General features: G+C 33.2%; 14 protein-coding genes and 5 pseudogenes. 5 read left to right on the top strand and 14 right to left on the bottom strand.

The genetic code is table 11. From position 1 onward, the window contains the following. Positions 1-115: 115 nt before the first annotated feature. The 8 genes and pseudogenes from wmk (OM961_RS07230) to wmk (OM961_RS07265) all read right to left on the bottom strand — a co-directional run. Positions 116-1,018, bottom strand: coding sequence for a WO male-killing family protein Wmk (gene wmk, locus OM961_RS07230; protein WP_264339074.1), 903 nt, complete (start codon positions 1,016-1,018; stop codon positions 116-118). A gap of 49 nt (positions 1,019-1,067) precedes the next feature. Next, a complete protein-coding gene (wmk, locus tag OM961_RS07235) occupies positions 1,068-1,982 on the bottom strand; it encodes a WO male-killing family protein Wmk (protein ID WP_264339073.1) in 915 nt (304 codons plus the stop codon). Positions 1,983-2,069: 87 nt separating this feature from the next. Beyond that, the gene (locus OM961_RS07240) at positions 2,070-2,450 is read right to left on the bottom strand and encodes a hypothetical protein (protein WP_405196803.1); all 381 of its coding nucleotides are present in this window, start codon (positions 2,448-2,450) and stop codon (positions 2,070-2,072) included. A gap of 198 nt (positions 2,451-2,648) precedes the next feature. Further along, positions 2,649-3,432: pseudogene (locus OM961_RS07245) on the bottom strand (hypothetical protein); the annotation flags it as partial. 106 nt (positions 3,433-3,538) lie between these two features. Further along, positions 3,539-4,201 carry a JAB domain-containing protein gene (locus OM961_RS07250; protein WP_230609182.1) on the bottom strand — a complete coding sequence of 221 codons (663 nt, stop codon included), beginning with the start codon at positions 4,199-4,201 and terminating at the stop codon, positions 3,539-3,541. 171 nt (positions 4,202-4,372) lie between these two features. Then, a pseudogene (locus tag OM961_RS07255) lies at positions 4,373-4,600 on the bottom strand (WO male-killing family protein Wmk); the annotation flags it as partial. A gap of 195 nt (positions 4,601-4,795) precedes the next feature. Next, positions 4,796-5,749 (bottom strand): IS110 family RNA-guided transposase, encoded by a 954-nt coding sequence (locus OM961_RS07260; RefSeq protein ID WP_264339072.1) that lies wholly within the window; start codon positions 5,747-5,749, stop codon positions 4,796-4,798. A 211-nt stretch (positions 5,750-5,960) separates the two neighbouring features. Next, positions 5,961-6,642, bottom strand: a pseudogene (wmk, locus tag OM961_RS07265) (WO male-killing family protein Wmk); the annotation flags it as partial. Between the two features lie 120 nt (positions 6,643-6,762). Between wmk (OM961_RS07265) and OM961_RS07270 the strand changes: the two are divergent. Then, complete coding sequence (locus tag OM961_RS07270; protein ID WP_264339071.1) at positions 6,763-7,680, top strand: Rpn family recombination-promoting nuclease/putative transposase; 918 nt, start codon at positions 6,763-6,765, stop codon at positions 7,678-7,680. Positions 7,681-8,017: 337 nt separating this feature from the next. On the opposite strand, the gene OM961_RS07275 is transcribed toward OM961_RS07270, so the two are convergent. The 3 genes from OM961_RS07275 to OM961_RS07285 form a co-directional block, all read right to left on the bottom strand. Next, positions 8,018-15,319 carry an ankyrin repeat domain-containing protein gene (locus tag OM961_RS07275; RefSeq protein WP_264339070.1) on the bottom strand — a complete coding sequence of 2,434 codons (7,302 nt, stop codon included), beginning with the start codon at positions 15,317-15,319 and terminating at the stop codon, positions 8,018-8,020. A gap of 8 nt (positions 15,320-15,327) precedes the next feature. Beyond that, entirely contained in the window at positions 15,328-16,836 is a 1,509-nt protein-coding gene (locus OM961_RS07280; RefSeq protein WP_264339069.1) for a hypothetical protein, read from the bottom strand. 525 nt (positions 16,837-17,361) lie between these two features. Then, a complete protein-coding gene (locus tag OM961_RS07285; RefSeq protein WP_264339068.1) occupies positions 17,362-18,018 on the bottom strand; it encodes an exopolysaccharide biosynthesis protein in 657 nt (218 codons plus the stop codon). A gap of 1,042 nt (positions 18,019-19,060) precedes the next feature. On the opposite strand from OM961_RS07285, the gene OM961_RS07290 reads away from it, so the two are divergent. After that, positions 19,061-21,106, top strand: a complete 2,046-nt coding sequence (locus OM961_RS07290) for a hypothetical protein (RefSeq protein WP_264339067.1) — start codon at positions 19,061-19,063, stop codon at positions 21,104-21,106. A 179-nt stretch (positions 21,107-21,285) separates the two neighbouring features. On the opposite strand, the pseudogene OM961_RS07295 reads toward OM961_RS07290, so the two are convergent. Beyond that, a pseudogene (locus tag OM961_RS07295) lies at positions 21,286-21,732 on the bottom strand (IS630 family transposase); the annotation flags it as partial. Between the two features lie 313 nt (positions 21,733-22,045). Further along, on the bottom strand, positions 22,046-22,474 hold the full coding sequence (locus OM961_RS07300; protein WP_319606717.1) for a helix-turn-helix domain-containing protein: 429 nt from the start codon (positions 22,472-22,474) through the stop codon (positions 22,046-22,048). Positions 22,475-22,776: 302 nt separating this feature from the next. Here OM961_RS07300 and OM961_RS07305 point away from each other — a divergent pair, with 302 nt between their 5' ends. From OM961_RS07305 to OM961_RS07315, 3 genes are all read left to right on the top strand, one after another. After that, a complete protein-coding gene (locus tag OM961_RS07305) occupies positions 22,777-23,232 on the top strand; it encodes an Hsp20/alpha crystallin family protein (protein ID WP_141456730.1) in 456 nt (151 codons plus the stop codon). Positions 23,233-23,429: 197 nt separating this feature from the next. Continuing rightward, complete coding sequence (locus OM961_RS07310; RefSeq protein ID WP_264339566.1) at positions 23,430-24,512, top strand: hypothetical protein; 1,083 nt, start codon at positions 23,430-23,432, stop codon at positions 24,510-24,512. A gap of 384 nt (positions 24,513-24,896) precedes the next feature. Continuing rightward, positions 24,897-25,109 carry a plasmid pRiA4b ORF-3 family protein gene (locus OM961_RS07315; RefSeq protein ID WP_141456728.1) on the top strand — a complete coding sequence of 71 codons (213 nt, stop codon included), beginning with the start codon at positions 24,897-24,899 and terminating at the stop codon, positions 25,107-25,109. Positions 25,110-25,226: 117 nt separating this feature from the next. Here the strand turns inward: OM961_RS07315 and OM961_RS07320 are convergent. Beyond that, positions 25,227-25,564: pseudogene (locus OM961_RS07320) on the bottom strand (hypothetical protein); the annotation flags it as partial.

A 25,564-nucleotide genomic window follows, 5' to 3' on the forward strand; every position in this document is an offset into this window, starting at 1 on the left:
ACGCGTATGGGACAATCAAAAAGTGATAGAGAAATTCTGCATAGAAGTGTTAAATATATAACTATCTTTACTTATATCTTAATATAATATTTCTCAGTACCGTCTTTAACACAATTCAATTTTCACACTCATCAGCAGTTAGGCCACTTGCTCGCAAAATAACATCAGTAGAAACACCTGCCTTTGCTAGATTTTTCGCAACTTTGATTTTTTCTATTTTTTTAACCTTTTCTTTACTATCCTTCATACTCCTAGATAAAAATTTTACTAATCCATTCACTAATTCCTGCTCTTCAGTTTTTCTTAGTAAAGTGAGTAGTTCACTATCTTCATTTGTTTTAGGTAGCAGAACTTTAATATTCACTGATAATTGTTCTGCTATTTGATATAATTTGTCAAATGATATGGCAGTGTATCCTATTTCATACTCGTGTATTTCCTTGAGCGTTAAATCAACTTTATTCGCCAAATCTTTCTGAGTATACCTTTTTATCAATCTCCATTCTCTTATTCTTTGCCCTATTCTGTAGTATATAGAATCAGTGCAGACTTCTTTCTCTGTATTATCATACTCGTAAATAGATAAGCCGGTTGCTTGGGAAATTATGTCAACTGAAACCCCTTCTTTCACTAGATTTTTTGCTATTTCCAACCTTGCCTCTTCTTGATTAATTTTTTCGCTAATATGAACAAACCTGACTAATGAAGGTACTATTTTGCCTAACTTTTGATTCTCGTATATTTTCGTTAGATAGAGTATTTCCTCGTCTTCATAGCTGTCTTCCCTTACTATTACTGGTTCAGGTAATAAATCTACAACGTCAACTGATAATACTCTTGCTATTATATATAGTACTTCAATTGGAATAGGAATATACCCATCTTCATAGCTGTTTACTTCTTGGTATGTTAAACCTATTTGACTTGCTAATCCTATTTGAGTATGCCCTCGCATTAACCTACAATTTTCTATTCTTTGCCCTATTCCGTAACTAACATTGCTTGCAGAAACAAACATTTATCCTCCATTTAAGAAAAAAACTTTATTGCTATAATTTTTTTACGAGCTATCCATCTAAAACCATATCAATAGATAAACCTACCGCTTGCAAAATAGTATCAATAGAAATTCCCCCTTTTACTAGATCCTTTGCAACTTTAATCCTTTCTATCTCTCTCACTTTCTCCTCACAAATACGTATCCCTTCAAACAAAGATTTTATTAGTGCATGACGTAGTTCTTGGCTCTCAATTTCTTTGTATTCTTTAATCAAATTCGGTAGCTCATTTTCCACTGTACTACCTTCATCTTTCTCTATTAGTAGATCTGTAATATTAATCGATAACGCTTCTGCCATTTCATATAATTTATCAAGTGGAACAGCAGTCCTTCCTTGTTCATAGTTGCTTATTTCGTCACGTGTTGTATTCATTTTCTCTGCTAAATCCTTTTGAGTATACTCTCTCACGAGCCTCCATTCTTTTATCTTTTTTCCTATTTGGCAGTATATAGAACCAACTTTTTCTTCAATACATTCATCAGCAGGCAGACCAATTGTTTTTGCAACAATATCAACAGAAACTCCTGCTTTAACCAAACCCTTTGCAATTTTTATTTTTTCTGATTTTTTACTACTTTTTTCACTAACTTTGACAAATTTAGTTAATAAACAAAACATCTTACGTAACTCCTGATCATTAATCTTTTTATATTCTCTTACTAGATTTAATATTTCTCCTTCCTCATTTTTAAAGCCGATTTTCTCCTTTGATGCAGTAATGAGATCGGTAATACTTACTGACAATGCACCTGCTATAGCGTACAACCTTTCGATTGAAATTCTACGGTTCCCTTTTTCATATTGAAGTATTACCCAGTACTTTACACCAAGTTTCTCTGCTAAATCTTTCTGAGTGTACCCTCGCTCTAACCTCCAATTTTTTACTTTTTGCCCTACTTCATAGTCTAAACTTCTTTCCACAAAAAGAACCTTGCATATAATATTTTCTATTATAGCTCAAAGGCTCCAGATATAATAGCTAGACTCTGGAACCTTTAAATTGATGAATTAAAGTGCCCTACAAGTTTCTTTACTATTTTCACGTACTTTGTCTGCCCATGAAAACAATTTTTCACTTACTTCCTTCTGCTTTTCACTCCATATGCCACATCTAGTGAAACTACCTTTCTCTACTGCTTCTTTAAGTTTTACTCCCCCGAAAAGGCAATTTTTTCCAATTTCTTCCCCTATTTGTTGTAATTCAGCCCACATTTCCTTGTTTTCTACTCTGACTTGTACTTGATCATATTTTTTTACATCGTGGTACAATATAACATTTAGCTTACCAATGCTTGTAGGAAATTCTAACACAACAGAGCTACCATCTGATACATCAACGTAATTTCTTGCACCTCCTTGCTCCCTTCTAACCCTTACTATTACCCACAAATATAAATGTTTGTTGCATAGCTCTTAATGGCATAACTTTTGCTTGAAATAACTGTTTATATGGTGCAATTTACAGCTTTTAGTTGCTAAAATTATAACTCTTAGTTTAATAATTTTAATCTAATAAGCTTTCAGGTTAATAAAATTAAATTATTTGAGTAAATACAATATTATGTTTTTATTTGTGGGTAATAGTAAGCTTCTAACCTCAACTGCATCATTGCCAATTTTTAAAATATTACTTCCTAACTTTCTGTTTGCTTCCAGTATTTTGGCTACCTCTACCTTACTATTCCCAGAAAATTCTATATACGATGTTGTATTATCTATCTCAACATCTATTAATTCTCCTTCTTGCACAGCATTTTCGCCAGCTTCCTCTAGCTCTTCTAGTTGCTTATCTATCTGTGGCTGAACTTCTGGCTGTAGCTCATTATAGATTTCACCTATCAGTTTATTCTGCAGTAGAGTATCATGAAACTCTGCACCACTTAGCATTAATTTACGTATTAGCTTTTTACGATCAGCCTTATCAAATTTATGAAAATGTGTGCCCAGTATCACATATTCCGCGAAGCTCCATTCTCCATCATTACATGCATTTAGCCTTGCTCCAGAAGCTAGTACTTTGTCTATAACTTTGTGCAATTCATTTACGTTTTTTGCCTCTACTATAGAACTCTTAAACCAGCTCAGCTTCTCTGTATTTGGCTTTATTTTTTGCAAAGCTGAGGCAAATAGATTTTTATCTTCTTGATCACTTACAGGTTTTGTGCCATATATAATCAAGTCCTTTTCCATAGTTGATTTTGTTTTCGCGAACGTTTCTGCTAGGGAAAGGCATTGTATCTTCCAGTTTTATCTCCTTCTGGCTATTAATTTTACTCACAAATTTAGACTGCTCTATATCAACGCTTTCAAGAGCACCAAATATTTTCTTGTGATTAACATTAGTCTTTTTATTCTGATCTTTACTAGTCATATAAACCTCATATTAAAAATACTTTTTAAGTGTACAATAAACTTTGTTATTATACATTATATTACTCATTATAAATTAATATGAGTAGATTTGCAAATACTTTCTGCTATAACAATCCGTTTTCTCTAAAGCTAAAATAACCCCCACTTGTAATGATAATATGATCAAATAATCTAACGCTTACAGTACTACATGCTGCTGCTAAGCTCTTTGTTACTTCTTGATCTTCTTCTGAAGGTTCTAAACTTCCCCCAGGGTGGTTGTGTGACATTATTACTAATGTTGCATTCTTTATTAATGCTTTTCTTGTAATTTCCTTTATGTATACTGGTGCTTTTTCCATTTCACCAATATAGGATTCTTCTCCAATTAGTTGACGCCTTTTATTCAAGTACAGTATTTTTACACATTCCCTTTCTGAGTGGCCTATACTTACGTTTAAGTACTCTACTAGCCCTTGTAAGTCCATTATTGGCTCACTTTTGAGCTTTTCTCTCAGTACCCTTTCTAGTGTTTCCTTAACACACATAATCATTGCTACTGCAGAATCAGTTACTCCTTCTATAACTTTCAGGTCATCCATTTCTCTACCTAAAATCCTTCCTACTCCTGCATAAGTATTCACCAGATTTTTAGCAATTTCTTGAGCTTGCGGCCTTTCATGTACTGCACTTAAAAATGTTTCCATTATTTCACGATCAAGTAGTGCTTTGCCTTTGCTTTCTAATATTCTGAATTCTATTTCTTCTTTATTCTTATTATTATTCATATAATTTACCCTTCACTAACAACAAACTTTTTTTAGATATTTACTGCTGTCTTTTTATCAGCATTGGCATAAAGCCATAGCTTTCGAGTGAAGTCAAATCAATTTTTCAATCTTTTTTGCTTATTTTTTCATTAAGAAGTGAATATATTAATATATGATGATTTTTTTATTTTAAACTTGTTGAATTTCGTCTAAAGAGATTCCTACAGTTTGCAAAATAATGTTGATTGGAATTACTCCTTTCACTAAATCTTTTGCAATTTTCATCTTTTCTGCTCTTTTCACTTTCTCTTCGCAAATTTGTATGCTTTCAAACAGAGATTTTATTAGCGCATAGCGTAATTCTTGACTCCCAATTTTTTTGTATTCTTTTATTAAATCAGGTAGCTCATCTTCTACTATCTCATCAACTATGTTTTTTAAAAAATTTTTTATTGTGTAATTTTGCAACTTGATCCAATCATGTAGGTAATAAAAATCCATTCGTCATAGGAATAGAATTTTATGTCAAACAGCTATTGCCTGCTTAAGCCAATGAATATGTGAATAAGTACTTTAAGTTTGTGTGGACGTACTTATTCACAATATTCATTGTCAGTTGCTACTGTGTGAAGTAATTGCTGCTTTAAGTCTTGCATTAGCAATTACTATAATTTTACGCATAAGAGCTGTTATAGCCACCATCTTCTTCTTACCACTTTCAACAAGCTTAGAATAAAAGGCACCAAGTACAGATTTTGACTTTGTAACAGCTATGGCTGATATGAAGAGCTTTGAACGAACATTACTTCTACCGCCCATAATCCTTCGGTAACCAACAGCTTTACCACTTTCCTTAGGATGAGGTGCTACTCCGGCAAGACTTGCTACTTCTTTTCTACTTAAGTAGCCAAGCTCTGGCATTAAACACAAAAAATCTTGTGATAACTTTTTGCCTATTCCAGGAACTGTTTTAAGGATTTTTTGACGTTGTTGTAGCTCATGGCTTTCATCAATAATTTTTTGTATAGTGTCATTGAGTTCGTTTATTTGATTATTGAAAAATTCAATGGTCTTCTGGCAACTTTCCTTTATATGGTCATTTTCAGGAGCTTCCAGTCTACACTTTTCCTGAGTTCTCATTTGCGTAATGTCATCACGACGTTGACACAGTGCAGCTAGAGTTGATTGTTCTTTTGAAGTAGGTACAAATAGAGAGAGAGTTTTATGGCGTTCACATCCGTATTGAGCAAGAGCCATCGCATCTGATTTATCAGACTTTGCTAAAGTTCCGTGAGACAAGATAAAACTTTTTACTTTTCGAGTATTTGCTTGATGTACTGCAATATTCTTGCCAACAAGAAAATGTGATAAACCAAGCTCATATTTGCCCGTATTTTCTAAAGTTACCAAAGAATTAGGTAAGATATCTGAAAACTTTTTAAACAACAGTTGCCAACCATCAGCATTATTGTCGAACTTGATAATGTTATTTTGGTTGTAAACTGCAGCAACATTTTTAAATTTTCCGATGTCAATGCCAATAAAATTTTGATAAGATGTAACCATAATAAACCTCGATAGTTTTAGTTAATTTAAGATTGTAAACGGGCGTATATATATTTCCCAAACAACTATTCAAACGTATCGAGAGATAGGGCTAGTGTACCTTGATACAAACGGTTGTAATACCAATTGGTTTTCGGTCGCACACGCCCGTGATAACTCTATTCCTATAGTGAGTAGAGTTATCTTCCCTCTTACTTCATTTATATCATGTTTTTAACTTACAATCTTCCTCTATGAGCAGATCTGTAATGCTAATTGATAATGTTTCTGCTATTGCATATAATTTTTCCAGTGGAATGGCCACACGTCCTTGCTCATAGTTGCTTATTTCGTCACGTGTTGTATCCATTTTCTCAGCCAAATCCTTTTGAGTATACTCTCTTCCATTCTTTTATCTTCTTTCCTATTTGGCAGTAAATAGAACCTCCTTTTTCTTCAACACATTCATCAGCAGAGAGACCAATTGTTTTTGCAACAATATCAACAGAAACTCCTCCTTTAACCAGACCCTTTGCAATTTTTATTTTCTCTGCTTTTTTACTACTTTTCTCACTAATTTGAACAAACTTGGTTAGTAAACAAAATATCTTACGTAACTCTTGATCATTAATCTTTTTATATTCTCTTACTAGATTTAGTATTTCTTCTCCCTCATCTTCAAGACAGATTTTTTCATTTGATACAGGAATTAGGTCTACAATACCAATCGACAATATCTCTGCTATAGCATACAACTTTTCAATCGAAATTTTACGTGTTCCTTTTTCATATTGTAGTACTACTTGATACGTTACACTGACTTTCTTCGCTAAATCTTTTTGAGTATATCCTCGCTTTAACCTCCAGTTCCTTACTTTTTGTGCTATCTGATACCTTATTGAGATGTTTGCCATAAATATTATACATGTTAATACTACCAAACAAAGATATACAAAAACTTCTATGTTTGCATTTTAGTTGAATATTTCTTCACAATTGTGTATAATTATTAATGCTTTTTATCTTACTTTCTCATGGCTCTTTCTAAGTTTCTCGATCCAAAGCTGGACCTGACCTTTAAGAAAATTTTTGGTACTGAAAAAAATAAGAATATCCTTATCCATTTTTTGAATGATATTTTGGGATTTACTGAAATAAATACTATACAAGATGTCGAATTCCTTAGCACCATTATGGATCATGAAATTGCCTCTGATAAGCAGAGTATTGTTGATGTCCTGTGCAGAGATTCCACTGGGGCCAGATACGTGATTGAGATGCAACTCGCTCGTGATAGAGGCTTTGAAAAACGCGCTCAACTTTATGCTGCTAAGGCTTACTCGAGGCAAGCTGATAAAGGTGGTAAGTATATTGATTTAAAGAAGGTTTTCTTTATTGCTATTTCTAATTGTAATTTATTTCCTGATAAGCTTGATTATATATCTAGCCATACCATAAGAGATGAAAAAACTAACGAGCATGACTTAAAAGATTTTCAATTTATCTTCATTGAGCTGCCAAAGTTTCCTAAAAGCAGGGAAGAGCAGCTAGAAAATGTAATAGACCGTTGGCTATTTTTCTTTAAATATGCAGAAGAAACAACTGATGAAGATTTGAGAAGAATAGCAGAAAAATCACCAATAATAAAATTAGCATATGATGAGTTAGATAAGTTTCATTGGAATGAGAAGGATCTCCTAGCTTATGAAGAAAGGGTAATGGATTTACAGAAAGAAGCTGCTATCTTGGAACAAAAACTCGATGATGCTACTCACAAAGGTAGACAAGAAGGCATCCAAATCGGCCATGAAAAAGGCAGAGTGGAAGGTCGCAAAGAAAGGGATATTGAAGTAGCCAAAAACTCACTCAAGGCCAGTGTCCCTATAGATGTTATAGCTCAAATTACCGGTCTCTCTCATTCTGAAATTTTACAACTCAGGGAAAAAACATAAATACTACAACTTATTCACTTCAACATTTATGAAAATCTTTCCTCAGTTAAACATATCCTATAATTAAGAGTCTAATGAACTGTCTAAAACAGCTATAAAGATTGCACATAGAATTATATAAATTACTATCATAACGTTACCCAAACTTCTATATCAAAGCTATGTGCTATAAGTTCAATATGGAAAACACATTAACCACTTAGCATTTAATGTCTACTTCATCCATTTTAGTATTAGGACCATCAAACTTGGTCTGGTATCCCTAATTATTTTGGCTACCTTCACTTTAAATTTTCCACTACTTGGCATTTTATAGCTGCACCTCTTATATTATAACCTACCTATTGATATTACCTCCAAGCTTAGTTACTCCTATCTCAGAAAGACAAGTTGATACTTTTGAATGGCTGTGAACTGAAGCATTACTTAAATAACTTTGAGGCTCTAAACTCATTTGCTTTGCACCATCAACTTCTAATGTACCATCTCCATTGTGTAATATCTGCTGTATTGATTGATTTAGTACAACATTTAGCCTGCTATTAAACTCTACCATAAACTTGTCAAGCTTCTTCGAACTTAACTTACCAGGACATCCTGCTTCTCTACCAGGACATGCTTTCTCTAAATACGAACTTAAAACTCCTGAGATCTCATCAAATTTACCACTCATGATTTTCCCTGTAACTTCTTTCTGTATTTCCACAAAATCAATATTCAATCGATGCATTGATACACCACTTTTTAATCCAGCTTGCTCTACTACTTTCTCAAATTCCTTTGTAATATTGAGTGTATATCCCTGTGCCTCTAGTGGGGATATAGACTGACCTACTGTAGAAATATACTTTTGACCTGTAACTTTTCTAATTAATAAATCAAGTAACATTATTGTACCATTTACATCAATTGGTGCACTAATTTGTGAGATTGAACTTTGAGTGAATGTTTTCTCAGGTAAAGCAGCTCTAGAACCTAATAACCCACCTATAGAGCTCTTTACCCAACCAAATAAATCATTTATCCATGAAGATGGCTTATTCCCTACACTTGTAGCTTTTTCCTTGTTATAGCCTGTATCATCACCCTGCAATGAATTCTTTGACACATCTTGCCTAGCTACTATCTCAGGTTGATTACTTAAATCTATAGCAAGAGGTTTATGTGATAAGTGACTATGATGACGATCGTGATCCCCATGATGATGACGGCGTTTACGTTGTACAGGTTTTCCTCTTTCTCTTTCGATCCCTTCTAAATATTGCACAACACTATCATGTCCTTTATCTCTAGCAATATCTAGTGGTGTTCTGCCATATCTATTCTTAATACTAATGTGTGCTCCATTCTCCATGAACTTTTTTACTGTACTCAAGTAGCCTTCCTCAGCAGCCTTATATAGAGGGGTGCTACCATAGTCATTCCGAATATTAATATCAGCATTGTTCTCTATGAGCTTCCCTACTACATCTAAGCGACCTTCTTTAGCAGCCAAATGCAGAGGAGTACGATAAAAATTGCCATCTCGGGCAGCAATATTAGCCCCTCTCCTTATGAGCTCTTTTACTACATCTGAAAAACCTTCTCCAGCAGCGCAGTGTAGAGGAGTTTCATCAAAGCGGTTCTTAACATCAACTCTAGCACCGTTCTCTATGAGCTCTTTTACCATACACAAGTAACCCTTTTTAGCTGCTAGGTGCAGAGGAGTATTACGATCATTATTTCTGATGTTAATATTAGCACCTCGACTTACAAGACTTTTAATTTTACCAGAACAGCTATCTTGTGTCGCATTTGACAATTCTCTATCTAAATCCAATTGTGCTTGTCTTAAAAACTCTACTATGTCTCTACAATTCCTTCGAATAGCCAAGCTTAAAGGCGTTTGGCCATACATATCTGTAGCGTTGACATTAGCACCTTTATTAAAAAGAAGCTTTATTATATCCAAACTGCCTGCTTTAACAGCAAGATGCAAGGGTCTTTCATTGTATGCGTTTCGAGACTCAATATCAGCGCCTTGATCAATAAGAAACTTAGCTATGTCTAATTTACCCTCCTGAATAGCCCAGCGCAGAACATGAATGTCTTTATCTCTGATGCTAAAATACCCTCTATTAAAAAGAGTTATGACTGAGTGCAGTCTACACATTTGAATAGCAATGATAGTTAAGTATAAATACCTTAATTCATCCCCACCTTCAAAATTAGTACTTTTAATTAAATGTTTAGCTTTATTAAAATTATCTTTCGCTATAACATTGAGCACCAGTTTTTTTAATAAAATTACTTTTTCCTTATTAAACTCCACTATAACATCTTCTGGATTACAAATAGAAGTTATACATTTTGAGTTAGAAACCACTGCATCATTAAAAGCAAACATTATTTCTTTTGCTGGCTGATAAGTATTCCAATTTTCTACTTTTACAAGAGTGTTATTTTTATGTGATAGCAATAAGATATCATTCATAACTTTCATATCGAAATTTAATATAGACTTATCTTTTAAATCAACTAAACCAATATCATTTTTGTTAACAGGTTGGTTATGATAAATCTGTAACCCTTGCTCATCTGGTTTATAATATCTGAAAGAACTAAATTTATCAGCTCTTTCTCCAAATTCTCCTGGTTCCACAATTCTATTATTTAGCCTTATGGATAAATCCCAATTTTTATGAACAAAAGAATAATAATTCGATATTGATAATGCCCCTCTATCTGATAACAATAGCAAATCATTATTTAGCTTCAAAAAAAGCACTTTATCTGAATCAAACGTGAAACAATTATGATGATTTAACAGGTCAGTACCATTAACACTGAATCTTCCATCTACTTTAAAGCTATGAGAACAATAATCACGCTCTAGTTCCCCATTTTGAAATTTGTAATATTCTTTTCCGTCAAATGTAACTGTAACATCTTTATAATCTGGTAGCAAAGTTACATGTAAATCATTTTTGTTAACCTTTATTTCTCCTTTATCATTTCCTATAAATTGTATATCGCTTAATGTACAATTTAATTGGCTAAAATCTAGTATACCATTTGCTTGAGCAATCGTAATATTAGCGTTTCTGTTATCGAAGAGATAAAGATGACTTATATTACTTGGAGCTTCCCAGTAAAAATTATGATGCTCTTTATCAGGATAAAAAATATGATTGCTAGAGCCACCTATAGTGCTATGATAATTGGCGCTTGATAATTGCTTTGTAATACTAAAGTTTGAATTGTCTATTTTTCTTAAATTATCCAATTCATCATCTAACACAACGTCATTACCTACGCTTTTTGTTACATGTAAGTTTGTTACTACACCAGTTTTATTGTCTACTTTTGTCGGAGTTACAAACGAACCATCTGCTGTTTTTACCAATATCTGTTTATCTATACTTATAAAAGCTCCACTTTTATTATAGATGGTTGTTATATTATTAGTATGAGTGATATTACCTATATCACTAAGATTTATTGGTAATAATACTAAACCCTTTCCATAAATAGAATCACCAAAATAACCCTTTATTGTAGTAAAGTTCTTTGCTGTTATTACATCATTGCCACCTTTACCGTCTGTATAATCTGCATAAGAAACTTTTATATGATTAGCTTTGTTGCTGCCAACAATAGAATGTATGTTTATTGAATCTGTAGTAAGATTACCTTGTGTTATGACTATGTTCTTTTGCCCATCTGCCCCTAAATCACAAGAAAACTTTCCTGCTATGTAAAAGAAATTTCTACCTGGATTATGTACCTTACAGCTATCCAGCGACTTTTCAAAATAGTACCTATTTTCTATCTTATCTCTCCTATCTCGATCACCATTTAAAATATCCTTTTCTTGAAAAACAACATTAATATTAGCATCTTGAGATAGTATATGATACATGCTCCCATACCCACGGGAATTTGTATTTCTATATATAACCGCATTATAACAGTCGCTAGGATACTCTTGTAAAAACCACTTTTCAAATGTTCTATTCAATAATACGTTGCTATGATCATATAAACTATCACATCCTGAACCAATTCCATTTACAACACAGTCAGTACATGAAGGATTATCAACTTGTACTTTAACATCACTATCACGTGGTCCGCAAACGACACTATAACTCTCAATGTTTGTAGGAACCACCCTAGAATTAATATCACTGATATGAAATGGATGTGTAACATTTGTATTGAATCCAAAACCAAACTTAGTATCAACTATTTTTGTGTTAGTACGACAGTAAACTCTGAAGAGTTGTATTTCCGCATCACCACGCTCCTCCTTTGTAGCCAATATATAAGGCAATGACATAACTATTTTATCATAATTATTTTTATATTGGCTTATAAGCTTTGATACATATTGTTTATATATACTTTCTGCTTCTATGTCATCTTTTATATAATCTGGTACTTTTTTACCAAGAAAGAAATCCCAATAAAGATCATGTCTCTCCTGATCTGTAAGATTCATTTGTTCTGTTAATTTTTCTACTTCAAGTCCTGCTTCTACAAACTGTGCTATAATGATTACAGCAACTGAAACAGCGGCACCAACTGGACCAGCAAATTCTCCTATTATTCCAGCTTCCATACCTATAGCTGACATTGTCTCAGTAACAACCGCAGGTACATCTGCAGCTATAAAAATGGAATTAGTTGCAATGTTTAGGTCAGCAATCTTTATATCTACTGGATCTGTTGCACTCTGATGAGCCTTTATTGACTCCGCTAACCCTAAAAATGCTGCAAAATTACCTATAGCACGTCCCATAACTGGCGCAAACCCCTTTAGCATCTGAGAATCAAGCTTTGTTCCTAACTCTAATATCTTTCCAGAGATTTTTTCGCCAATCTTTGGCATTACCCAGAGATTTAATGCATCATAGCCTAATCCTTCTATGTCTCCATTTACTATATGTTTACCAACTAAAAACATTGTAAAGGCAAAACCTGCACCTTCTGCTACTTTTCCTATTTTTTCTGCTACTCCATATCTTCTCAGGATATTTTCTATTTCTTCTTTATTTTCTACATTGTTCTTCATTTCCTTCACAATATCTCTAATCTCTGGATCTATTGAATTTAGATCTATATTTTTGAGCTTTACTATAAGAGCTTCTTTGATACTTGGATCTATAGTTCCTTCTTTGAACATCTGATCAGATACCTTAAAAAGTTGATCATAAAACTCAATGCTTTTTGCTCTTTCCCTCATCTTATCAGTATTGAATAGTTCTTTCATAAACTCTTCTTTTCTCTCTTTCTCTTCAATGCTCTCTTCATCATTCGAGTCTATGCATAATACATCCACATTTCTCACTCTCCTTCTCTTGGGGCATCCAGCAAGTGGAGATCCTGGTCTTTTCTTTTCAGGAGAGCTACTGGAAGTATGGTCAACTTTAACATCCTGCGCGCTTACCTTGATTACATTATTCTTGTCTCTGGCTCTAATATTGAAAACCATAGCTACATGCTTAGCTGTCTTTTTATCAGTGAAGGACCTGAGAACTTTATATTTCTCACTCAGCTGTTCTTTTGCTTGCTTTAGTTTACTATTTGCATCGTTATCACTATTAGCAAGTTTTAACTCTATGATAATTGGATCATCTTCTATGAAAGAGTCATCATTTTCTGATAGTTGTGTAAAAGATAACGCTAGGTCTATCCTCCCTTGTGGAGATGCATTAGATTCCATATACACTCTAATCTCTTTACCATCTTCAGTTTCTTCATTTATAAATAAGCCTTGTATTATTGCTTGAAAGTCTATTTCTTTTTTGATTAATCCCTTGAAAGGAAACAAGACTTCCGCTAAAGGAGACAATGATTCTCCTAGTTTCCTATCACTTCTTTTTTTGTCACCACTTGTTCTTTCTATGTCAATACTTTTCCGTAGACCTTTAACTAAATTACCAACCTTAACATTCTCTATCTTTTCGAATTGACCCTGAAACTTACCTTGAGAACTACCAGAGACTTTTTCTATATTTATACCCTGATAATAAGATTTATCTTCTTCCCCTTCTACTTCAAATCCATCTGGTTTATGCTGTACTCCCGTGTTTATTGTTACATCAATTTTAACTGCAGAATTGATTCTCAGCCCATCAATTGGGGGAGTCCTTTTACTATCAGATTCCTTTTTCCCCCTAAGTGCTCTCTGCTCACCACTACGTTCTATAATATTTAATATTACTGCCTCACTCTTGGCCTGGTTTGATAGCACAAGTGTGGTAGCTTCTCTTCCTATACTTTCATCTTGATTCGTATAAGTAAAAATATATTTATCTAATTCATCATCGTCTACAGCTAAAACCTGCCCAAATACTAATTTACTCAAATAATGGCGATTATGGCTCTGAATTGAATGATATAAATTCTTCAATTCACCCTTTAAAACATTTTTAATTTCACTTATACGATTCTGATTGAACCTTTTCATCTCTTCTAATAATCGCTGCAGGAAGCCTTGCGATTGAAAAATCTTAGCTTGTTCTGTCTTTACTTCAGCACAACTCATCCCTAATATAACCGCCTCTTCTGCTTTAGTTCTAACGCTTAGGTTATATAGGTAGCCTTTGTTCTTGATCTGTGCTATGGCTTCATCAGCAGTATGACCTTCTCCTTTAAACTCAACAACTACTGGAATAGGTTTTGGGTTCATCCTGTCATTTGTACCTTTTCTCGTACGTGACATAAATATCAGATCTGCACGTCCATTACCTGCGGTACGTTCAGCGTAACAGTTAAGATCATAGCGATATTTAAAGTTTAATGCTAAAGCTCCATAGTGAAACCCATGATACGCTGCTTCTGAATTGCTTAGCGAAAATTTTTCTTGATTATCTCGATATACGCTAGCAAATTCTTTGAAAATTTTTTCCGTACTACCTATTACTTCCTTTATATCTCCATTAGAAAGCTCTTTAAATGAATCTTCTAAGTTTATAGACTGAGCTACACTAATCTCTTTAAATTCGTTATTAACCTGAGATTGAGAAGATGCTGCTATCTTAAATTTTTCTTTTACTCTACCTATCTGCCATTTATGTAGTCTGAATGATTTATTGCCTGGTTCTCCTTCAGTACAAATACGGAACACATGTTCATCTACGTTATCTATATCAGAAATACCCAATTTTCCCGCTATTTCCTTAAGTTCATCGTCACTATAACGATACTTATCTTCTGGATTTCTACCACCTGTAATTCCATCATTCGTAAAAACTCTAAGGGCTACTTGCTTCTTTCCATCTTTTTTAAGAGAAAAACATAGCTTTACAACATTAGCTTTACCTTTTTTTCTACTATCTTGTACACCAACCTCAGTATGCTTAACATATACCTTATCGATACCAAGCTTTTCTACTAGCCCACTTTCAGGAAGTATTAAAACTGAACCTAAAATACCATGAATAAAAAACTCTGGATCAGACGTCGAGCCAATATCTGGAGTCTCACTAAGAAATAAACTAAACTTTTCAGCAAACCCTACGGGCTTTTCTTTATCCACCGCAAGAATTGGATTACCTTTATCGTTACCTAAGTTAATTGGTTCTGTAAGTAACAATTCTATTAATTCAGGCTTATGTTTAATGTGTTTTGTTTTAGCTGTTGCTTTTGGCACTTTTCCACCTATTTTTTCATACTACGTGCTACTTCTTTAAATTCTATACTATGAAGCCTTTTAGCTGGACTACTATCACTTTCTTCCATACTTCTCTTTTTGTTACCTTTGTGAATAAGGTCATCCAGCAACTGAAAAGCCTTATTCCACATATCCTTTTCTTTCTCTAACTTTTCTTCCGAGCGACGGCATATGATACGTTCCTTGAACTTTTCTTTAAACTTAATTATTACTTCTTTGGACAATATACACTCCTGAATAAAGAATTTTAGTAAATCCCATTTATTGTTATAAATTAAACTCTCACAGATATCCTTACCTTCACGGTAAAAAATGATTTTTTCTTTTTCAATAAGAGTTGCATCTTTTAAAATTAGCTTAACATTCTCTTTATCTTCAATCTTAAGTAACTTTGACAATAGAGACCCACTAGAACATTCATCTATAACATACCTTTTATGAGCATCTGGGCTTTGCTGCCAAAATTTCCCAAAAAGCTTTTGATAGTCATAATCTTTGTGGCCCTCTATCACTTTATCGACCATTTCCCTCAAAAAATAATTACAATCCTTTCCAGAAAGAAAATCCCACATACGACTCACCGTTTTCATAAAGAAACTTTGCCAAGGCCAATCTAACAAGCATTTTAACACTTCATAAGGGTAGCTTTTAAATACTTCTGTTTGTTGCTCTTCATTCATTTGTGAGAGTAAAAAACATAAAACATCAGCATAGTGTTCTTTAGGAAGGTCAGTACGATTGCGAGCAGAGTCACAACGTCTATCTGCTACATATCCTGCAGATCTTACTAACGACTCTTCTTTTTCCTTGGAAGTTAGTTTTTGCAAAAAATACTCAGTTGCCGCTTTATTACCACCAACTGCTGCATATTCAAATGCATATTGATAAGGAGAACACTTACTTTGCCATCTTCTTTCAATCATATTATCCAGCTTATTCACTTCTCCTTTTGTATAATATGTCCAAAGAACCACTAATTCCTGCTGCCTAACTTTTCTTGGATCTTCTTCGCTATAAAAAGACTTTCTGCGATTTTCAGGCATCTTGCTCCATAGTTCCCGAATATCATCCTCTAAACAGTAAATACATGCCAGTCTATAGCGTCTGGTAATATCTAAATTCTCATCTTTAATTAACACCACTGCTGTTTCCTTTTTATCTACTGTCCCTTGTGGTGTCCAACAAAGCTCATTTGGCAGATCTATACCAAGATAGGAGTTTTGATCATGATACTCCCTCCACTTTAATATCTCCAGGCCTATTGGTTTGATAAAGTTCAATACTTTCTTTTTTAGGGGTTCTGGTAACAGGAGCTCTGGTATTTTTTCTATTACCTTATCTTCTACTACTTGCCACTCTTTCCGTCTTTCACTGAGAATTAACGATCGAAAATAGAACCTTGCCGTCAAGGCCCTAATGTCGTCCTGGTTCCACAATGTGATAGCTATCTTAACTAGAGTTATATGCTCAAGCGATGGCGTTAAAGTGTAATTCATTATTTGCCTCACTAAAATGCTTAATATATCATGATTTTCTATTTATTAAAGAAAAAAATTATACCAACCTTCGTTACTGAAAAGACAAATAGGACATATTATAAATTCGCCTTAGTTTTTACTCTCAAATGAATTGCTATTAATTTAGTATTGTATTTTGCTAAGAAATTAAGTGATATAACCATTTCCAGCATTAAAAACCAAGGGCCGTGAGAACACTTTTCTTTGGGATGGCATGGTCTTCCAAACGATACATACGAACTTTTTTATATGGTGATTTTATTATACGCTGAAATCACCTATATTGGCTTACTTTCGCTAAATCTACATATGAACTGTTTTGCCTAACTTTGTTGTAAAAATTCCAAGCTTTTACTTTTAAAACGCCGCTTTTGTTTAAATTGTTCTCACAACAGTACGTACTTTTTTATGCTTTTGAGACACAAACAGTAAACAAAAGAATTTGCTTCCACACTGGTTGCCATGGTATTTCTATAGAATATCTAATTTGCTAATAGCTCAAGATTAACCGTATGCAAAACTCTTGAGAAAAGAAAACGCACTAATTATAAGCTGTGGACCTTTTACTATTACAATAAGAGCAAATAATATTCCACACAAGGATACCAACACTCCAAGTATCGAGACAAGCCCGTCTTTATTCATAATACCAAGTGAAATAAGAGTCGTACCGATTGCTGGAATGAAGTGAGTCAACGGAAGCGGATTGGCTATCACCAATACGCAAACCAGCATTATAAATGCCAAAATCTTTTCACCTGGCCCACAGAAGATAAAAGACATTCTCGGTTTCATGAACTTTTCTATTTTTTTTAATGCAGGTAAAGTTTTTTTAACCACAAGGGCTAATGTTGAACGTTTAAAGGATTTCCTTTCCAACCAACGTGGCATCCAGGGAGAATGAAACCCAAGCAGAAGTTGTAATGAAAACAAGATTAAAGGTATAGAAAGAATAGTTGTATAACCAGGTGGAACCGGTATAGGCACCGATAGCGGCAAGGAGAAGATGATTATTAAAATACCAAAACCACGTTCTTGTAAAGCTGTTTTAATGTCAAACAATGTCACTTTATCACTATCAGCAGTACCAGTACCTGCAACCTCTTTTAGAATGTCAGATGCTAATTTTTTATCTTCAGTCAAATTCTTACCCCTTTTCACAATTACCTTTTAACCAAACGACCCAATAATTAGCATAATCACTACTATAACACAACATCTATTCTTGATTTAACTGATTCATTCCTCTTTGAATTTCATACTTATGGTCTTATCTGTTTCGATACAAATTTTCGTTATTAGAAGATAAATGAGGTATATTATGAATTTGCTTAAACTCTTCAATTATAGGCAAAAAGGCCCTTTATACTGTACTAATAATGGTATTAGCTACGTGCTTTAACGTTATTATAATATTTTGCATATAAACCTATTTTATAAAAATTCACAATATGAATTAGTAAATAAATTATGTTTAAATCAGTTGCGTATATAGTAAATATAATGCATTGTGTGCCTTTGTTAATAGAAAGGTATAAGTATGCCTAGTTCAAGGCCTTACTATTACCCACAAATATAAATGTTTGTTGCATAGCTCTTAATGGCATAACTTTTGCTTGAAATAACTGTTTATATGGTGCAATTTACAGCTTTTAGTTGCTAAAATTATAACTCTTAGTTTAATAATTTTAATCTAATAAGCTTTCAGGTTAATAAAATTAAATTATTTGAGTAAATACAATACTATGTTTTTATTTGTGGGTAATAGTAAGGTTCAAGGCAGGTAGTACAATATAACTCATTTGATAGTAATAACCTTGAAGACACTACTTTGCCTTGCGTATTTAAAGATTTTACGATTACTTCTGAAGCTTACTATTACCCACAAATATAAATGTTTGTTGCATAGCTCTTAATGGCATAACTTTTGCTTGAAATAACTGTTTATATGGTGCAATTTACAGCTTTTAGTTGCTAAAATTATAACTCTTAGTTTAATAATTTTAATCTAATAAGCTTTCAGGTTAATAAAATTAAATTATTTGAGTAAATACAATATTATGTTTTTATTTGTGGGTAATAGTAAGCTTCTGAAGAGATATTTGAGATTGGTAGTGAGGGTAACCAAGTAATAGATAATTCAGATGGTGAAATAGAAAGGCTGCAACAAGAAAACTTTGATCTCAAGAAAAATGAAAAGCTCTTGGAATGCTATAAAGGTATAGCGGAAGAGTATGATCAAGAAGTGAGTGAGCTCAGCAAGAAAAATCAGATCCTAGAAAAGAAAATTAAAGAGCTTGAAGCTCAATTACAAAGAAAAACAAGAGAATTAACTAAAAATGGCCAAGAAATTGAACAGCTAAAACAAGAAATAGAAAAAGTATTATTGGACGTGAAGAATAAAAATGACATAATAGGGAACTTGGACAGCAAATTAGAAGATATGAAGAGTGAAATACAGATGATAGACAAAAAAAATGAAGAGTTACAGCAAAGGTTAAATTTGGTTGAATCTAACTCAAGTAGACTAAGAAAAGAAAGTGTAGTGCTGGTAGACAGTATAGAGGATTTGAAGAGTAATTATGAAAACCAGATATTAGAAAAAGATAAGGAACTTAATGATGTAATAGGCCAGCTCTATGTTTATTTATCAGAGCGTGAAGAACTGTTTGCAGAATTTAGTTCATTGCAGAATGAAAATGAGAGTTTAAAACAGAAAAACTTCTATATTAGTAATGAAGTGTCTCTTGAAGATGAATTAAACAAAGAAAACGTAAGAAAAGAAATAGTAAGACCTCAGTCTACAACAAAAGTGGAAATGAGGCGTATCAATGATAATGATGACCAGGAATCAATATGGCTATATAGAGAAGCAGAAGATTATCAAACAGGTGAAGATAAAAAACCTAAAAATACTAACTACGACATTGGAGTATGGAATGAAGATGACGATGAAAGTAGCGATGATCAAAAATCAACCTGGCTGTACGAAAAAGTAGAAAACAATCAAGATTATCGAACAAGTGAAGACAAAAACCTTGAAAACACTGATTACGATATTGAAGTATGGAATAAAGATGACGATGAAAGTAGCAATGATCAGGAATCAACTAGTGAAAGTGACTATAATGTTAGCTATTGCTTTGATTATGATGAAATTGTTGGTAGGACCTACGGTCAACTAGTCTACAATGCAAACATAATACGTAAAAAAGATTCTTTTTCCTTAGCAAAAGTAAAATTAAGAGAAAGAGAAAGAGAAAAATATGAAAGTATTTGGCAAAAAATAGATAATATTCATGATGAATTGGATGCTTTGGGTAACTATGGTAATGAAGAGGATTATGAAGAGTGCAATAAAAGACTTGATAAAATTGTAAGCGAGGCGCTGAAACAAAGAGTAATGTTCACTCTTCCGTATAAAGCTAATATATCTTTAGTGGATCGCATAATTGATACATTGCAAAAGCTATATTTTTCTTACGATACTACCCGAATTTATGGATTTTTAGATGAGAAAAAGATATTGCAAATAGTATCAAGAGGTGCGTCTTTAAATAGATTTAGCGATGAAGAACATGGCGATTTCGTGAACATAATTTGCTCAGATAGATACGCTCTAGATCAACGAGAAAAAATACTTTTAGAACTTAAGGACTTGGTGTACAAAAGTATCGTAGACGTAAGTGTAAAAACTGATGATCATGATTTTGAGTTAGAGATGGACAATGGACACTTTTGTATAAAATATCCAAAAGATAGTGTTGTCGAAGTTGCAAGAATATTCAACAATAAAAAAGCTAAAAATTTAGGTCTGGAAATTGGTATGCTTCAAGTTGGAGAAAGTATAGTTAGAGTTGAAAATGAAGAAGGAGTTAGGAATTACACCGACATTTCGGAGGGTAGAATTGAAATGTCTTTTACTACTTACTTTGGGAAGGTCAGTGTTTATTTATCTCCTAGTGATAGAGATAATAATAAAATAGAAGTAAAGCTCGCCAACGAAGAAAGCATAGCACGTTTTAGTAAGTTGGAGGATAAATCAAGTTTAGGGGGGAGCTGTCTTTTAGGAGGAAAAAATGTTTCTATAGGCATAGAAGATGGTTATTTTGAAATAAACAGTGACGTTTCTGAAGAGTTAGCTAAAACTATGAAACAGTCAGATTGTACAATAGAAAAATCATATGTTCCATCTAGCTTTATGAAAGAAGCTTATTGCAATCAGTTAGTAAATGAAAGGGGAATTTAAAAATCAGGCTCAAATATTTCAAAAATAACCATTCAAAGCAGCATTTTTTATACAACTTCGTTTTCAATCTATCTGGAAAGAAGATATCAAGTATTCAAAGTCCAATTCGACAAATCCATAGTCCATTCTTCCTCTAGCTTTTTTATCACTAATCCAAAATTTAGGTATAATACCAAATATCATAAATAAGTAGGCAAATAACTCACAGAACAAATAGTTTTGATCGAACTTTCCGTAATATTACGAATGAATGCACATATAGTATCCTCCAATAAACTAACAGAGTCATATATTCTATTTTTAATGAGATTGTCTTTCAAATATTGCCATAAATGCTCTACTGGATTTAACTCTGGTGAATATGGAGGTAAGTAGATTAAGGTAATATTTTGTGGTATTTTTAAACCTTTGGATCTATGCCATCCTGCACAATCCACAATAAGAAATGCCTCCCTTGTTCCTAAATATTGTGACATCTGCTCAAGGAATATATTCATACAATCAGTATTGACGTTTGGTGCGAATAAACTAGAAGTCTCTCCATTTCTAGGATTAACTGCACTATAGAGATAAAAGTTTTGCCTACCTAATTTCACCTTAACCTGTGTCCTAATGCCTTTTTTAAACCTTACTATTACCCACAAATAAAAACATAGTATTGTATTTACTCAAATAATTTAATTTTATTAACCTGAAAGCTTATTAGATTAAAATTATTAAACTAAGAGTTATAATTTTAGCAACTAAAAGCTGTAAATTGCACCATATAAACAGTTATTTCAAGCAAAAGTTATGCCATTAAGAGCTATGCAACAAACATTTATATTTGTGGGTAATAGTAAGTTTTTAAACCACCCGTGTCCAATCTTTGAATGTGTGCCAAACCGCGATTCATCGAAGAAAAATAGCTCTTTTTCGGGATACGTGACAATAGTTTCATTAAGATTTTTTTTTAAACTTTTCTTGTTTATTTTTATCCTGTTTATTGTGCACAGGCCTTGGAGTAATATACGAAAAACCTAACTTTTGCATCAGTCCATGTGCTGTAGACTTACTTACCTCAATAGAAAACATTTTCTCAATTATGATTTTTAATTTCTTAGCCGTTAGGTTGGCTCCTTCTTCTGCTATGACATTTTTAATTTCTTCTTGCTGCTTGTAGCTCAACTTCGGCTTTACTCCACGTCCTGGTTGTATTTTAAACGCATCGACTCCTCCTTCCTTAAATCTTGTAATCCACTTCATCAATGTAGTTCTAGTAATTCGGTATATTTGAGCAACTTTTGTTATTCCATATTCTTTTCCAGATATTATTGCCTGTAATCTTCTTCCTATCTCTCCTCTTATTCCGTGCTTCTTTAATTCCAGGTTACACTTATTATATCATTCTTCTCCTATTGCTTTACTTTTTCCTGCCATAACTCCTCACTAATTCTTAAATTGTTCTATTTTAGAAATTTTTCTTTATTTGTCTATTTATTTTTAGGAATTGGTATTAGTTTATTGGAGGATACTATATGTGCATTCATTCGTAATATTACGGAAAGTTCGATCAAAACTATTTGTTCTGTGAGTTATTTGCCTACTTATTTATGATATTTGGTATAAGGTATTGAAACTAACAAGTGGAATGATTACATAATGCACATATTAGTGAAAGGAGGTACAACATGAGTAATATAGTTCATTCAAATAAAAACAATAACCGTGATAACTTTAGTGTAAGAGGGTTACAAAGGGCCGTTGATGACATATTTGATAGCTTCTTTACAGGATGGAATCCAGAGCTTTCCAGAAGAAGCAACAGTCTATTACCAGCTTGTGACTTTTATGAAACAAAGGAAAGCTATTGCCTCTCATTAGAGTTACCAGGTATTTCCAAAGAAAGCATAGATATTAGTATATCTGGCGATAGCTTAATAGTGAAGGGTGAAAAGACATGTGATAACGAGTCAAAAGATAAGCAGTTTTATCATCGAGAAAGGTACTATGGCTCTTTCTATAGGTCTATTCAGCTTCCAGTAAATGTGGAGCGAGATAAAGTATCTGCTAGTTTTTCAGATGGAGTATTACATGTAACCATACCTAAGTCAGAGAAACACATCAAGAAGATTGATGTAAAGTAACCAGTAAGTGGTAGCAGGCTTCTAGTTTGAGGCTTGCTATTTTGAATCATTATAGATAGAATATAATAAAGTTCTATTGTCTTTGCGTATTTGTTGTACAGATGGTGTAAGGCCTTTGTTGCGTTTAGGTGTTGTTAATAATCTATTAATGGTTCTTATGTTATAATCAAGTTTAGGGGCTTTAATAAGTACGGACTATGACAGAAGCAAATCCAATAGTTACGTTGAAGGTTAAAATTAAAGAATTTAGCTTTAGTAAATTAAAGGCTGGCGAGAGCAATAAATCAGCACACTCTGGTGAAACAATGTATTTCGATCTTCCAAGAATGAACTTTGTTATTAATGGAAAGATTATAGATACAGTTTTAACCTCTGTGTTAATGGAAGGAGCGAAATATCGCAAAAGCAACCTTTTTAATAGTTATGATATATATAGCGCTGAAGCCGCAAGCAAAAAACAAAGAGAAATAGATAAAGATCATGGCAGGGCTTTTGTTAATTCAGTCCTTAAGGATCTTGAAAAAGAACTTGCATATAACGCGTTAAGTGAATTGTGGGAAAGTCATTGTGAAAATCCTGAAATTCCTGATTATCAGAAAACCAATTCGTACGGTAGAGATTTTGAGAGATTTTACAATGCTGGAAGAGAGCATATGCATCTATTACTCAAAGTAGGAGATGAGAATAAGAACTACCGACCATTTGTAAAGGAAGTTTTTAAGGAAATGTTTAAATATGCTGAAGCAGAAGTTCCTAGTGCCCCTATCTTAGAAGAACTAGTTACTAATTGTAATCAAGCAGGATACTTAGCAGGTATATTTATTGAATATCACTCTGCACTTAGCAATTATCGATTAACAACGCAAGACCCTGACAAAGTAATGAATATTGATTACACTGACCATAATAACATAAGAGTAAAGTCTGATATGGAAATACCTGTAATCAAATTTGATAATCCAGGGGAAAAAATATGTGGTCTATCCACCTCACTGGAATTTACACTTGAGTCTCAAGATGGAAAAGATGGTGTAACCTATAAAGACGGTAAATTATCACTCACTGTTCCCAAGGAATTAAAAAATTATAAAGAAGGAGATAGAAACTTGCTCTCTATTATTAGAGAATACTTTCAAAAATTCTGTGAAAAATTGGGATTTAAATTTGAGATGGAAACACAAAAAATAGAGCATGATTTAGACGATTTGCCGAAAGTAAACAGTCATCTTCAAGGCCTAAGAACGCCTATTTCCAGCAACGACCATATCATCGGTCATTAAAAGTAAGTATGTGTTGTCAGAACGAATGAAAGTTCAGTTAAGCTTTTTCTAAAGTATAGCATTTCTCCTAATAGTCCGAATAGGGTAAGATATGTGGGTAAGGTTATGTTTGACTTGTGTTGTTTTTTTGCTATTGGTTAATTTAATGTAAGTTAAAGATAAATTAAGTGGATAAGAAAAAGAAAGTATACTTATTTAAAGTTTCTCTAGACAAAAAAATCTACCGTGAGATGGAATTGAAAGCTGTCTTTATAAATTTGCAGAAACTATCATAAAGGTCTTTAGTTTTGAGTTAGATCATTAATTTGGTTTTTATAGTAACATAAACGATATTTATGAAAGTAATGAAGTATACACTTTATTTTATAATACTGATTATAGTTTATGCCTAATGAAAAAAGCGTCAAAAATTCTTATATCTACAAGGTTTTTGAGCCAGATAAAAAAATGATTTTTCTTTTTGATTATGGCGATAATTGGGAATTTTTAGTAGAATGTTGTGGCATTATTGAAGCAGAAGCTGGAACAAGATATCCAAAAGTTACTAAAAAGCAAGGAGAGGCTCCTCCACAATATCCTGACTACGAAGATGAGTAGTGTAAACAATATACCTATTAAGTTGATGGATTGCCTTGAGGAAAATAGCAGCAGGTTTAGTACTTGGTTAGTAAATTAGAAGTATTTCTTAGGAAATTATTTTAATATCTGTGTTTTTTAGGAATGTTCTCTTGCGTTGGATCGGAAGAGCTCTTCTACCTTCTCTAGCTTTGTACTCGGTTCTAGGGTACTGTACAACGCAAAGCTTATGCATGCCAATCCAGCAATCACTCCAACTGTTCCTATAGTAGGCATTTTCATAATATGTGATACAATACCACTTACCAGTAGCACCACCCCAACGGCACCAGTCAGAATCGCTCTCCGTTGCATTGCTTTTGTTGATGATTCTTCATCTGCAATTTTGAAAGATTTATCGTTAACACAAGGGTTAGAAGAAAAGATTCTTAAAGCATTCAGCTCTTTTACCACCGTTCTTCCTGAGTTAGCTAAAT

This window comes from Wolbachia endosymbiont (group A) of Cydia splendana, from assembly GCF_947179475.1.
GTDB classification, from domain to species: domain Bacteria; phylum Pseudomonadota; class Alphaproteobacteria; order Rickettsiales; family Anaplasmataceae; genus Wolbachia; species Wolbachia pipientis.